We start from the raw sequence: 14,419 nt of genomic DNA, 5'->3' as shown, positions 1-14,419 counted from the left end.
CGGCCGGCACTGACCGAGACATACGAGCAACGACCGGATCGACGCCGAAGCAGGGTATCCGAGACGACCAGATCGATGTCCTTCGTCGCCCCCTTGAGGTCGCGCAGTGCCATCGCGCCACCGCCGATCAGGTAGACCGTGAGCGGGGCTGAAAGCCCGTCCGCGACTCGCTGGAATTCGTTCTCAATATATTCTCGTCCGAATGTTGGTCTCATTGTGGGAGATCCACCTCGTAGTCAGCCGCCAGCCCCTGGAACTCGTCCCACTCCGGGAGCCGGTCGTCGTCGACCACTCCGTTCGTCTCGAGGTACCGGAGTAGGGCGTCGATCTTGTCTGCAAGATCATACTTCGCCGCCTGGTCTCGGAGATCCTCTTCGTCGACGTCGACGTCGACGTGGCTGAGCAGGAGGAGACAGTACGAACGGTGCCGGCTGCCGTCATCGATCAAGAGAGTGTGACAGCAGAGCTCCGCCGGCGAGACTTCGTCGAGTTCCGTGGAGAATCGGTAGTACCGGTGGTCGGTGAGCAAGAACTGGAGGTCGAAGGCCGCGAATCGGGCGAGGCCGGTTTCCTGGAATCCCTCTGCGTCGATCTCCGTCTCTGCCTGGGCGAGGAATTCGTCGTAGTCCTCCCAGAGAATCGTGCCCTGTGGGGCGACGGATTCCAGGCGTTGGCGATGCAGATGGTGTACGAGTTCCCGGGCGAACTCCTGAAGGCGGTCGAAGTCGGCGTTGAAGTCATACCGGCCGTCGTCCGTCCCGACGAGACCGCGATCGCGAAACCGCTTGAGAACTCGGTTGACCGTATTGCGGTAATTGTCGCTCCGGTCGGCGATGTCAGAGACGGTTCGTGGCTGGTCGATGTAGTACAGTACCTCGATCGCCTTGCCGGTCAGCAACTCGGAAAAGTCGATGTGGGAGTGCTGGCGAACGAGGTCCTGATAGATCTCAACGGCGCGGGCATCTGACGGGACAACACGCTTCCGGCGACCGTCGCGTTCCGTGTAGACGAGCCCATTCTGGGCGAGGTCGCCAACGGCACGTGAGAGGTAACTCTCGCTGTGGTCGAGCTTTGTGGCGAGTTGGGATATCGTGTCGCCGCGGTCGACCGTGGCGAGGACCGCGAGTTCGATGCGTCGAAGCACGGTGTAACATAGTACGAAACTTATATATAAAGAAGTTTCGAGTAATGTTACGGTTGGCGGGTATCGGAGCCGACGCTACCAGATCCGGAGTTTGGAAGTCAATATTCGTTCCGCCGTCTGTCATCGCGTTTCGAGCGGCTCGTCGCTCTTGGCCATCACTTCGACCGCGTCGTCGCCGGTCGGACGCGGCCACCCACGCAATAAAGGGGGTCACGACCCTCCACATAGACACGGCGGGGATCCCCAAAATTGCGATGTTCTTCGTCGGTCGGTATTCAGTTCAGGGCAATGGCTTGACGAACGAAAAGAGGGAGCGATACACGAACCGTCTGAATTATCGCGTGTAGCCAGTTTCGGTAACTTCCCCACTATCCACATCGACTCGGTACCTGTATCCGTTCCAGTTGGTCACCCGCAAGTTTCCGTCCACGACGTTCAAACTTTTGTAAGATCGCTGTTCTTTCTCCTCGGGAGGTGATTCAATCTCCCAGACCTTGTTCCCGTCTTTGTCGAATGCAAGTACGTTCGTTGGGTCACTTTCGTCGGGCAGAACGACCAATCGAACGACAATGAGTTCGTCAATTTCTAGAACGTCACCAACATTACTTCGCAATCCGATAGCTGTGTCGTCAATGATCAACTTGTTTTCGTTGAAATCAACCATAAGTGTCATGTTGTGCCCCTAATACAATATTCTTCTTCTCAGTCGTTGAGTAAACGCGAAGGGTACTGTGGTCAGTCCACGTATGATTCGAGTTCTTCAACCGCTTCCCAAGTTACGCCCTGGGCGTCAGGGTCAAGATCGTCTTGCAGGCGGTACTGAGTTCCCCCACCCGGCCGAACTTCTCCACTGACTTCACTCGCCTGGCGGGTCGTGCTCACTTGGACTCGGATCTGATTGTTTTCGACGAACTCGTCGGTCACCTCTACCTTCCCGACGTGATTGTAATCCTGCCATTCAGACCGTAGTAATGCTAACCGGTCAAGGACCTCCTCTGGCGTTTCTGCCGACTGGAGTGTGGACCTCCGCGCTACAAACCCACCGGCAAGGTTCTCGTCAGGGTTCGAAGTCTGTGGTGTGCGTTCATACACGCGCCAGAACTCGTCGCCTTCTTCGAGTTCCATCTCGACGACGATCGAGTCAGGGTCATGCGGTGGGTGTACGGCGTCATCCGGGTTCGCGTTCCGGCCAACCTTGAAGTTGGTAACTGAATGCTGGCTGTTGGTCTCTACCCGATCAATCGCGGTTTCGATATCGCCGGTGGTAATCTCGCTATCCGCCGCGACCTTGACCCACGAGCCCCGCAAGTCATCGTCTGCCAGCAACCCCCGGAACTGCGACCGCTTGTCCCCGTCCAGATCGCCGTACTTCCGCGTCGCGGCGACGAGTTCGTCCGATTCGATCGCGTCGCTGTCCAGTACCTTCTGCAGTGAGGCATCATCTACCTCGTCCAACAACCGCACCCCGTCCTCGCCCGTCTCATCGAGCAGGTCTCGCGCGTAGTGACTGGTTGCACCCTCCAGGCTATCGTACGATCGGACGGCGCCCGCCAGATCATCGCTATCCAGATCAGCGCTCTTCAGGATGTCATCGAGCGTCCCCGCCTCCACGTCGTCCATGAAGGCGACGCCGTTGTCTTCTGTCGCTTCGAGTAACTCGCGGGCTGACTGACTGGCTGCATCGTCCAGTCCATCGTACGTCCGGATGACGCTCGCGATCTCGTTGGTCGTCAACTCGGCGTCACGCAGGTCCAGGATACCTTCGAGCGTCTCGGCGTCCAGATCATCCATGAACGCGATGGTTTTGTCTCCGGTCTCGCCGACCAGATCTGTCGTCAACAACCTGGCCCTGTCCCCCAACTCGTGGTACTTTTCGATCGCGCCCGTGAGCTGGCCGCGGTCCACGTCAGTGCTGTCCAGGACGTTCCGGAGCGTTCCCGTCTCCAGATCGTCCATGAAGACGACGCCCTTGCCCTCCGTTTCTTCGAGGACTTCCATCGCCCGGCGGTTTGCCCGGCCGTCCAGCTCGTCGACCTTGCGGACGACCCGGTCCAACTGATCGAAGGAGTCGATTGCATCACTGTCAGCCGCATCGGCAATTGTCACACGGAAGCCCTTTTCAACTCCGCCGTCAGTCATCGCTCTCCGGGCCGGCCCGTCACTCTTTGCCATCACTTCGACTAAGCTGCGATCGACGTAGAACGAAATCTCTCTGCTGATTTCGGTTTCGCCGCGTCCCCAAACCCGTTTTTCTACCTCGCCACCCTTCATCAGATCGATCGCACCCAGGCCGCTCGCGTCCCTCGCCTGGAGTGCAACATCGTATTCCGTTCGACCATTCACGGCGGAGATTGACCGCACGGTGACCGAAGGAGGCGTATTCCCGTAGATCGCCGGGGCGTACTCGTCGGATTGGTCTCGCAAACGCAGTTCCGTACGGTCCGAGAGCTTGTCACCATCGCTGTCGCGGTCTCTGGGATCGAGCCGGTTGATCTGTTCAGCCAGATCGTCGACATCATCTTCGTCGGTGTCTTCAAGCAGTGGATCCGATGTGACTGCCTCGTGATCGAGGACATCATCCGCTGTGAGCGGATTGTCTTGCCGTTCCTCGTCGTAGGAGTCTGCCTGGTCAATCGATGACGCGATTGCCGTCTCCCACCCGTTGTATTCCTCCGGATCTGTCAACCCGTCGCCATCGCTATCGACTTTCGTCGGATCACTGTTAAGTTTTCGATACTCGACGTGGATCTCCTGCGTTGACCCATAATTGGGGTGGCCCCCATCAGTGACGGTCGAAACCGTGATGTTCTCGGAGATGAGAGGGCCGACTTCTTGCCCGTCAGGGATTCCATCATCGTCGGTGTCCGCGTCATACGGATCGGTCTCGACCGTCTGATAACCCCCGTGAGCGTATCCGATCGGGATCCCCTCTTTTTCGAGTGTGTCGGGGAGTCCGTCGCCGTCGGAATCCTGTGGACCGACTTCCGCCGCAACTCTGGAGAAAACGTCCGGGAGGTCCGACGCGTCGTCGTCGAGTTCTTCTGAAATCCCGGTGGAGCAAAATCACTCAAGCTGGGAGAGGGCCTCGTCGATGCGCGATTCGAGAGCTTCGTCCTCGGTCGCCTCCCGTCCGTACTGGAAGTGCGACACGACCCGGTCACGCTCGTTAGGATCCAGCGACTCGGGGTCGAGACTGGCCAGCGCGTCGATTGCGGCCCGAGCGATAACTGGGTCGTCTGCTCTGACCCGCTCGCGGACGATGTCGATGAGGATTTCGTGATCGACCTGCGAGAGGATTTCAAGGGCCGGGACTGCGAAGGTGGGATTTGATTCCAGTGCGACACCCACTATGTAGACCGACGCGCGCTCGTCTGGGTGTTCTCGAAGGACTTCGAGTCCCTCGCGAGCGATGGCGTCGTATTCGCGGTTGAACAGCTGACGATACATTGTTTCGACGTACTCGCCGTCGTCATTCTCGAGGAGTTGGCGAACGAATGGACCGATCTCCCCAGTCTCTGCGACGAACTCCCGCAAGCGGTCGCGACTCCGACACTCCAAAAGGAACGTCTCGAGGTGCTCGCGATTGATCGTCGGCTGGTAGCCGTCCTGAGACCTATTATCGCGATAGTACTCGAGTCGGCGACGCGCGTCAGCAATCCCAACGTCAAGCCGCGTCAGCGCACAGGGGTCGGGGTCGGATTCAGCACGCTTCTTGCGGTACGACTCGGCGAACTCTATGAGCGCTTCGACGAGCGTGTCCTTGTCGATGGGGAGCGGCTCGTCGAGGTAACTGCTGTCGTCGTCGGCTACATCACGAACGTCGAGTTCGACTGTTTCGTTTTCGGCTGGTATTGCTACGATCCATCTTCCACTTAGTCCACACTTGAGCAAGTTCGTTTGTTCCCCTTCGAGAACGGATCCAGCAGAAAAGAGGGGCTGTTCAACCATGGCGACGGACACGCCAGTTTCGTACCACTCGTCGAGTTGTCGCTCTCCCGTGTCATCGACTGCCGTAATTGCTAGCCGATTGGGAAACTCGGTCACGTCCCGTTCGAACCGAAATGTGAGTTCTTCGATCATATTAGGCGGGTTGTAGGGATCTCACGACCGGGGCTGTAAGTGATTGCTGGGTCGATGGCTGACCGTTATACGCCACCCAGGAATTGGTTTCGCTATCCCACCGCCGAAATTCGTTTCCATTCCAGCGAACTACGTCGTCGCCGCGCACGGGATAAGCCGTTTCAATCTGTCCGTCTTTCCCTATGTTAACTTTGAAGTCTTTGATTCCATGTTTGTTAATAGGGAAATCACTCTCCTCGCCACCCGCTTCGATCGTCTCTCGAATCATCACACGGATGTCGTTGTTTTCGATGTTGCTATCTGGGAGCTCGACGGTCGTACCGGCTTTGGAGACTTCTTCACCTGTGGGATAGAAGCCCGTGACATCGGCGTTGGGATTTGGTTCGGTTCCGGTGATGTGCCGCCCGCGAATGTGTTCCCATCGATCCGTCGTCAGGAACCGCGTATTGCCGTCGGGCCCTGTTTTGGCGACCATCTGGAGCCTACTCAGGTCGGTGTCGTCGCTGAGGTCCAAGAGATCCCGAGCGGTGAGAGTATCACTCGCGAGGGCGTCCGTCCCATCCAGCGATTCCTTATACGCGACCTCAGTGAGGATGTCTCGATCAGCGGGGTCGAGTTCGATGGCACCGGCGAGTTTCCCACCACCGAGATCGTTCGCGAGTCGGGCGGCATAGCCGTCAGATGTGTCAATGAATTTCGCCAGTTGCGGCATCGAGATGCCTTCAGCATCTATTGTCTGGTAACGGAGTTGCCTGATATTCTCCACATCGTCGACGAACTCAAACACAGACGACTGGCTAACGGTGCCGTCGCTGATTTGGGTGTTGAGTTTGTGGATCTGTGCGTCGTCGAAGGTTCTGAGGAACTGACTACCGCTATCGGGTGATTCGACGACGAGACGCTTGCCTAACTGCCCCGTGCTCGTCCCCCAGGCGTCTTCCAGTTCGTCGACCTGTTTGACCGCCTGCTCGACGACATAGCTGTCAGCGTCGCTGTCCGCGAGCGCGCCGGCGACTGCCCGGTCGAACTGTTCGTCCAATTCGCCCGACCCGTCGGCCAGGATATCCTGCGTGTTGGGGTCGGTCCGTCGCAACAGCGTCTCCAGACGGTCACCGCGCAGGTGACGCGCCAGCCGGTAGGCCTGCTCACCAACTCGATCGTAGAGGTGTTGAACGACGTCATCTGATCGACCTCCGACAGACTGTCGATGATCTCGGCCTTGCGGGCGGTCGAGAAGTCCGATGTCAAGACACCCTCGAAAGCGTCCCGGTCAAGTTTCCCACTCACAGAGACGGCGTCGGGACCCTCGTGCTGGACAAGGTCACGAATGCAGCTCGGCCCTCCGCATCGAGGCCGTCGTAGCGCCGGGTCACCTTCCCGATGTCACTGGCATCGATATCACCGCGGACCCAGGCCTTCGTCAACTGCCGTTGAAGCCCAGCCTTCTCACGCAGTCGAAGCAACGCTGACCGCGCGTCGGGCCGCAGTCTCGACAGCAATTGCTTGCCTTCCGCACCCGTCCGACGCAGGTAGACCAGGCCGCGCTGATACCGCTCTGAGTCGGGGGCCTCCACGTTCCGGGTCAGCCACTCCATCACGTCGCCATCCCCGGTGTTCCGCGTCAGCTTCGCGATCCGCCGCTGTCTGGGGATGGCATCTTCGCCGGCGGTTCTCTGGTGGGCGAAAAATCCGAGTGAGACAGACAGGACCGATCAGAGGAGGTTAGCTTCGATCCACGAATCAATATCCTCGGCGTCTTCCATCTCCGCGAGGGTATCCAACGCCGATTCGATCTTCGCGATAGGTTCCCCACTTGCTTCTTCGACTGCTTGGCCCAGCGAAACGAGCAGTTGGTACTTGTTCGTCTCGACATCTAAGTCCATGACCCGAGTGACAATGTTCTCGTCGTCCGGGCCATCGAGGCGGACGAACGCTGGTGGTATCGCCTCGTGGAGCAACGCCGAAATAAGACGGGCTTCCTCGTTGGACTCCAATGGGATGTTCGCAAGCATTTTCTGGACCAGCTCCTTGTCGTTGGCGGCTTTGCTGACCACGTTACGGACGAACGCTCCTCCATCGGCACGGCGCAAATCACCGTGATCGTCAACGTAGACCCGAACGAGTTGGAGGTCCTCATTCCGGAAGATAGATGTGATATCGTCCGGATGGACGCCGACATCCGCTCCGTACTCACCGGGTTCCAACGCGGTGAACGGATCAAACTTACCAGTGCTTCCGTCTCTCGGTTGCCCTTCGGGCTGGGCAGATGGATCAGTCTGGTCGATGGTTGTCCGTATCTCGGCCCGCTCGATATAGTCGGTGTCCGTCGGCGGTTCCCATCCGCTCTCGTTCCACGGTGAAGCGGATTCAATCACCACTGTTCGACCGTCTTCTAATTCCGCGACGTACCATGGTTCCGCATCAAACAGGTTGTCGACGTCCCCGAACTCAGCCAATACTTCTGGGGAATACACCCCGAAAGAAGGGGGTCGCTGAACGTGATCGGAAATTGGACGACCTGTCGGAGTGACTGCGTTGGGCCTTCCTTCTGTATCGGCCATCACCATGTACTCGGTTTCGAGACGGATAGCTAACCGACAAAGGAGTTCGAACAAAATGTCCATTCGAGTACAATACGTCTCTAATGATTCGACACTCCCCGGATCAATACTATCGGTAAATCCACCAATGGTGAGTGAAGGCTCTTTCACCGCTCGATCCGGGTTAAGATCAAACCGAAATGTGACAGACCATCCGTCGACTGGCACTTGCACAGCACGGGCGTGTTCCCCCGATGGAGGAGGGAACGGCTCAGACGTATCATCGAGATCGAACCCGATCGTTTTACACACGTTGAGTGCTCTCTCGAAAATCTCAGCATCTCTCGCCGAGGTGTAGAAGAGCGCGATCAATGAGCCATCAACCATTGCATTCATGTGCTGTCTAAAGTCTTGTCAACCTTACTGTATACCATTCGAAAGTCTGTGTTCATACCCCATTCCGGACTTTGCATATTACCCAATTTACGTTGGAATTACATGATTTCTAGAGGCTCTTGATACATTTTTATTATTTGAGTGTGAGCTAATCTCGTCCGTTCCGGCTAGTTTGATCGGAAATCTTGGTAGCTCGTTACCTTGATCGTCACGTCCGAATCAACATCCGGATGTTGTCGGACTGCGTCGGGAAGCGCATTGAATCTGTCACTGTACGCATTCCTGTACTGTCTCGTTGTCACGACGACAATCTCGTCTTCGCCAGCAAGGGCTTGTGTGGTCAGTTTCTTTTGTAGATCCTCAAAGTCAGTATCCACCATCTGACCCAGCGGACGCTTGTCTGGGTCGAAATATTTCGACTCAACAGCCGGGGAATCGAGCGTCTCGCCATCGATAGTGATCTCGCCGTCAACGTCGATATCGACTTCAGTGCTGCTGAGCGGAGCGCTGTCGGGTACCTCACTAGTAGATATATCTCGCTGGAGCGTGACTTCATCGGCACCTCGTAGCCTGGCACTGTCTGCGACCTGCGTCTCGCCGACGATCTGCTTGTAGCCAGTCTCGGTACCAGCGATATCGCCGATAGTCTCGTCGATCCCGTCGACGTTGTCGGCGTCGGCCAAGTCATCAATGGTTTCGAGAGCATCACCGCGGTCAGTACCTGGCCCGATAGTTACCTCGTTGCCGTCTTCGAGGGCCTGGAGGAGCTTTTTCGTGTCTCTGTTACTCAGGCCGTCACGCTCCCGAGCCAACTCGAAGCCCCAATCGATCGGATCCCGACATGGACTATTACAAACGTCGAGCGAGAGTACATTGACGCCGCCGTCACCGTTCTGCTGAATGAACTGCCGAACGAACACCTGCTCTCCCGCGTCCATTTCGTCGTAGCGCCGGGTCGCCTTACCGATGTCACTGGCATCAATATCGCCACGAGCCCAGGCTTTCGTCAACTGCCGTTGAAGCCCAGCCTTCTCACGCAGTCGAAGTAACGCCGACCGGGCGTCGGGCCGCAGTCGCGACAGCAATTGCTTGCCTTCCGCACCCGTCCGACGCAGGTAGACCAGGCCGCGCTGATACCGGTCGGAGTCGGAAGCCTCCACGTTCCGGGTCAGCCACTCCATCACGTCGCCATCCCCGGTGTTCCGCGTCAGCTTCGCGATCCGCCGCTGTCTCGGGAGTGGCGTGTTCCGTAGTGTGTCGGCCGTCTGGCCGACGATCTGCTTGGCGCGGCCATCCAGTTCGACATCCGAAACTCGCCGTCCGACATTGAAATCGACGTCCGGCATCCGTCTGGCGATCTTCCCGCCGGTCCACATCGCGCTGCCGATGGTGACGCCCTTGATGGAGCGTTTCATCGTGTTGACCGACCGTAGCAAGGCAGCCATGTAGGGCATCCTGGCGGCCGCCTGGGCGGCCTTTGCTTCCGCAGCGACTGGCACGAGGAACGAGGCTGCATAGCCGCCGCTGTACCCTACGGCGAAGCTGTCGTGGTATTTTCTCCCCTCGTCAAAGGGGTTGAGCTGCTGGCGACGTTCCCCGTAGTGTTTCACCATGGCGGCCATCGCCCGCTCGCGCTTCTCCGACGACGTCGCCATTTGCGAGAGCTGGTTGAGCCCCTGGGCGGTCTTCTGGGCGGCTGGTCCCCATTCGCTGGGATTCCCGATGACGGCCGCCGTCGTGATGGCGTCGTTCTTGAAGACGTTGACGCCCTGAGCAAGCCCGGAGGCGACCGAGAAGACTGCGGCTCCTCCTTCCGAAACGATGGGGATATCGGCGTTCGCGAACCCGGCAGCGCCCTTCCCGAAGTTGTTCGGTCCGAGGAACTTCTTCTTTGGCCCCTCGTTTCCGTGGATGTCCGTCGCTTTGGCGCGGGCGGTCGGCGGCTCTATCCAGCCAGTAACCGGATTGATGAACTCGCCGGCAAGGTCACTCTCGATGTGCCACGACAGGGTGTCGCGATGATAGTCGGTGCCATAATGGGTCCCCTCTGCGCGCTGCTCGCCGGCCTTGAATGCCTGGACGCTGCCGATCTGACTCTGATCACGGACCGTGAACTCCAGACGGAAGTTCTCCCTATCGCCGTCGGAATGGAGCTGGCCCGTGATGCGTGGTGGCCTGAAGTCATGGAGGCGAGCGTACCACTGGTTGTAAACCTCAGTATCGTCATCTATAGTGTCATTGTCAGTGTCCGTGCTGTTCGGTGAGAGTCCGTAGGCAACTTCTTCCATATCGGAGAGGCCGTCGGAGTCCGTATGGACTCGCAATGGCGACGATGTAACGGTGATCTCTTGCAGGTGTCGCTCGGCGTCCGACTCGTTGTTCCGAACCGCTTGGCGGTACCTCCGGGCCACGTCCGGTTCAAGGGCAACAGTCGTGTTTGTCCCCACGACCTCCTGCCTGTCTGTGAGCCCATCTCCATCAGTATCGACTTTCGTCGGATCGCTGTTGAGTTTTCGATACTGGACTTCAACTTCTTTCGTAGACCCATACCCGACGTGTCCACCACCCTTCAGGACCGTAGATATATTTTCTGTTCTAGTTACAAGAGGGCCGACCTCTTCGCCGTCTGGAATCCCATCACCATCCGTATCAGGGTCGTGTGGATCCGTTTTGAACGACTGAACCGGCCCCACGAAAGCCTTCGAAAGCCTCGTTTCATTGCGATCGGTCAACCCGTCACCATCCGAGTCTCGGCGGACGTGTGTGTCAGTCACCACCTGTATTCGAGCGTTGACACCCGAGACGGAGGCATTGAACCGAACGTCGTTTCCGAGACTCGAAATGTCGAAAGTCTCCTTGACCGTCCCAACAGTCCCGATGTTCAGTGATTCGCTAACTGTGTTTCCGGTCCGGTCAGTCGCGACGAGAGTCGCGGACGGTTCGACGTCCGTCTGCTCGGTCTGGTAGACGACAGAGACGTTGCTGCCCACCTCCTCTGTGGGTTCCCAAGACGCTTCGCCCGTGTCTCCAACCGTGGCATTCTCATCTTCGTCTGTGCCCGGTGACTCCGGCACGTGGATCGTGATCGGTTCGTTTTGGTCCAGTTCGATTGCCCGGGGACTCGTGGCCTGGCCAGTCAACGCTTGCCACGTGTCGAGTGTACCGGACGTAAGTGGATTCTCGCGCGCCTCGTCGTTAAACCGCGGTTCGATCGTAATTGACTGATTTGTGAGACCGCCACGAAAGACTCCCCCATCGGTTCGTTTCCAGTTCCAGGCCCAATCGAAGCGCGTCGGCGAGACAAAATCAGGAGGGTCATCCTTGACGACCCAGGACCCAGTGTCGGTTGGTAATCCCGAGAAATCCATAGAGACAGCACCACCACTTCCGTCCCTGGGCTTGTCGTGCAGGAAAACGAGGCTCAGTCCTTGAGGGCCGCTCCAGAAGAACACCTGACTTTTATCGCTCTCGGCAATGGGCAGCGGTGAGTTGATCTGTGAGTTGCCGTAGTCGTAGAACGTCGTGATCTCCTGGCCATTGCTCATCGGGACGACTTTGATGCTCTCGTTCTCCTGTTCGATAGTGATCTTCCGGGCGCTAGGCTCGCCACCAAGGACTAGCGTCGTCTCGTTAGTGACGTTACAGGCCCCCCGACAGCTGAAAGACGCTTGCTGAGGGAACGAAATCGGAGATCCGGACGTCTCTGGGGCCTCCATTGCACTGATCCACTCGTCGGTGTCCAAGACAGTGAAGTACGAAAACGAGTCAACGGTCGCTTTTGCAGTCCCGTTTTCGATGGTTGTCGCCACAGGCGACCATATATCTCCAGTTGACCCATTCCACTTGAACACTGAGAGGTTTCCGTACTCGTCTTCCGGGACCGACTCGTTGATCGGGATTTGTACGGTCGCGTTCTCGAAGTCCGTCCGATTGACCAACCGCACGGTCGGACCGGCAACCATGCTCGAATTGTCGAAGTAGGACGGTTTGTGGCTGATTGATACCGTCGAAGACAGGTTGCCGGACCCACGCATCGTCACTGCCACGCCGCTGTCTGCATCTCGTTTCTCGGTCGCGTACGTCTCGTTGCCGTCGATCGTTCCGTCGTCGTCAGTGTCCGGGTCAGTCGGATCCGTGCCGAGTTCGCCTTCTTCAGCATCGGGAAGTCTGTCGTCGTCGGTATCGGCTCTCAGCGGATCCGTTCCGAGTTCGATCTCGGTCCCGTCGTCGAGTCCATCGCCATCAGTGTCCGCGAGCCCCATCGCTGTCCCGTGGGTACTTTCGTTTCGGTTCGTCAGACCATCCCCGTCTGGGTCCTCCGCACCGTCCGGTGTCCCGTCGTCATCGGTGTCCGGTTCGAGCGGATCGAGGTTGTGCCGGACCTCGAACCCGTCTAAGAGCCCATCACCGTCCGTGTCCGCTTCGAACGGATCAGTGCCGAGTGTGTATTCTCGATACGCCCCGAGCGTATCGTTGTCGAAGTCCTCCATTCCGTCGATGACGTCGTTGCCCGCTTCGTCGTAGCTCGTCGACGGAGCATCACTGTCGTTGTTCGCGGGATCCGTGTGCGTGACGTTCCGTTCGTAGAAGTCCGGCAACCCGTCGTTGTCCTTGTCGTTATCGAGATAATCCGGCATTCCATCGCCGTCAGAATCCGAGAGCCCTTCGACGGAATCCGGCATTCCATCCCCGTCGCTGTCAGTGTCGAGCCAGTTGACTGTCCCATCGAAATCGACGTCATGAGCGAACTCGAACCCATCAGCGACCTCGCGTTTCGTCGGGATCCCGTCACCGTCGTCGTCGCTGTCTCTGAAGTTCGCGATGCCGTCTCCGTCTGTGTCGTTCGTTCCCTCACGGCGGTCCGCGTCCGGAATGTCGTCATCGTCACTGTCCAGGTCCAGCGCGTCGATCGTTCCGTCGCCGTCGCTGTCGATCGGGAAGCCACCGGCAGTCTCCGTCAGGTCAGATAGCCCATCAGCGTCACTGTCTGGCTGACTCAGGTTCGTTCCTAACGCGATTTCGCGCTGATCCGTGAGTCCATCACCGTCGGTGTCCGTCGTATTGACGTCACCTCCTTTCTGCCCTAATCGTTCCAGCACCCGTGTCGCTTTGGTCCAGGCAGTCCGATAGCGAGAGATGGCGTTCGCCCGCGATCCCAGGACCTTTCGTACGTTTGTATTCTTCGTTGAGTCCCCTGCGGAGATCTTTTTGCGAAGTGATTTTGATAAGACGAGCCTGTCCTGGGCCTGCTCTAATACGTTATGCAGGCTTCGATTGGTGCCTTTCGACAGCGAAGATTCAGCTCGCTCAAGTCGCCATTCGGCCTGGAGCACTCGCAACGCCGCCGTTCGATTCGTGGCATCCATGATCTCTTTGGATACCGCATGCAGTATCCGGGTCTGCGTTGGAGAGCGTTTTTGGCGCTTGACATTGCCGAATTGACGTAATCCGTGGATCGACTGTTTCGCGTCGGTGAATACACGGTGATTTACGGGACGGACCTGCGTTTCGTATCCCGCAATTGTATCGGCGAGCCGTGATTGCGCTCGTTGTAAATGAATCTGTTTCGTCTGTTGGGTTGCGTTGAGGCGTTCGAGCCGTAGCGAGGCATTAGCCAACAGCGAACGCGGCCCCCGAATCGAAGAGACGATGGAGAGGGTACCATTGCCAGATCGTGCAATTTCAGGATTGGCTACATTCGGTGATGATGGTTCAGTTGCGACGTTGCCGGACGACGACATAATGGACGAATCCGTATCCTGAAACCCCGCAGCCGTGATCGGTGCGGTTATCGCAGAAGAGACGAGTAGTACTGCCGCGATCAGTGCAAACAGTCTACGTCTAATTTCGTTCCGGTCATACGCTTGCGCCGTTGTGTCCCCACGCCAAACCATATTGATGCCTGATAAGTAAAAACGATATAAATGTATCGGAATAAATGTAATTCAAAGGTGTTTTAAGCCAAGTGTGAAACAGCGAGCAGCTGATGGATTTGTCAAATCCGGCTGCGTGCTTCTACAAGTGGGCCGTCCCATTCGAACCGGTTGATCCGTGCCCGTCAAACAGCTACATGGTTCAGACGGAGACGCTAACCCAGCCCATACACAATTGAGACCGATTCCAATTATTTTATACGGGTGCGCGGCCAACTGTTATGGGAATGCATCGAGGTGACGCGAACGCGACAATCCGGGCGTCGAACTGGCCGGACACAGGGGACCGGTCGATTCGGACGCACTCCGGTATTCCTGCGACACGA

The 14,419-nt window shown here is 57.7% G+C and carries 9 protein-coding genes; 1 reads left to right on the top strand and 8 read right to left on the bottom strand.

Annotation, left to right across the window (positions count from 1 at the left end):
- Positions 1-211 precede the first annotated feature (211 nt).
- The 3 genes from HUTA_RS09975 to HUTA_RS09965 all read right to left on the bottom strand — a co-directional run bounded on the left by HUTA_RS09975 (position 212) and on the right by HUTA_RS09965 (position 3,829).
- Positions 212-1,144 (bottom strand): ArsR family transcriptional regulator, encoded by a 933-nt coding sequence (locus HUTA_RS09975; RefSeq protein ID WP_015789779.1) that lies wholly within the window; start codon positions 1,142-1,144, stop codon positions 212-214.
- 334 nt (positions 1,145-1,478) lie between these two features.
- Positions 1,479-1,808 carry a hypothetical protein gene (locus HUTA_RS09970; RefSeq protein ID WP_143920358.1) on the bottom strand — a complete coding sequence of 110 codons (330 nt, stop codon included), beginning with the start codon at positions 1,806-1,808 and terminating at the stop codon, positions 1,479-1,481.
- A gap of 71 nt (positions 1,809-1,879) precedes the next feature.
- Positions 1,880-3,829, bottom strand: a complete 1,950-nt coding sequence (locus tag HUTA_RS09965) for a hypothetical protein (RefSeq protein WP_015789777.1) — start codon at positions 3,827-3,829, stop codon at positions 1,880-1,882.
- Between the two features lie 219 nt (positions 3,830-4,048).
- On the opposite strand from HUTA_RS09965, the gene HUTA_RS15610 reads away from it, so the two are divergent.
- A complete protein-coding gene (locus HUTA_RS15610) occupies positions 4,049-4,189 on the top strand; it encodes a hypothetical protein (RefSeq protein WP_169304891.1) in 141 nt (46 codons plus the stop codon).
- Positions 4,190-4,207: 18 nt separating this feature from the next.
- On the opposite strand, the gene HUTA_RS09955 is transcribed toward HUTA_RS15610, so the two are convergent.
- The 5 genes from HUTA_RS09955 to HUTA_RS09935 form a co-directional block, all read right to left on the bottom strand.
- Entirely contained in the window at positions 4,208-5,224 is a 1,017-nt protein-coding gene (locus HUTA_RS09955; RefSeq protein WP_015789775.1) for a hypothetical protein, read from the bottom strand.
- A gap of 1 nt (position 5,225) precedes the next feature.
- On the bottom strand, positions 5,226-6,317 hold the full coding sequence (locus tag HUTA_RS09950; protein ID WP_015789774.1) for a hypothetical protein: 1,092 nt from the start codon (positions 6,315-6,317) through the stop codon (positions 5,226-5,228).
- Positions 6,318-6,507: 190 nt separating this feature from the next.
- Positions 6,508-6,819 (bottom strand): hypothetical protein, encoded by a 312-nt coding sequence (locus HUTA_RS09945; protein WP_015789773.1) that lies wholly within the window; start codon positions 6,817-6,819, stop codon positions 6,508-6,510.
- Positions 6,820-6,936: 117 nt separating this feature from the next.
- Entirely contained in the window at positions 6,937-8,160 is a 1,224-nt protein-coding gene (locus HUTA_RS15915; protein ID WP_015789772.1) for a hypothetical protein, read from the bottom strand.
- A gap of 167 nt (positions 8,161-8,327) precedes the next feature.
- Positions 8,328-13,259: a hypothetical protein gene (locus tag HUTA_RS09935; protein ID WP_049941300.1), complete on the bottom strand. Its 4,932-nt coding sequence runs from the start codon at positions 13,257-13,259 to the stop codon at positions 8,328-8,330.
- Positions 13,260-14,419: the final 1,160 nt, after the last annotated feature.

Source organism: Halorhabdus utahensis DSM 12940, assembly GCF_000023945.1.
GTDB lineage: Archaea > Halobacteriota > Halobacteria > Halobacteriales > Haloarculaceae > Halorhabdus > Halorhabdus utahensis.
This window is presented reverse-complemented; position numbering and strand designations above follow the sequence as displayed.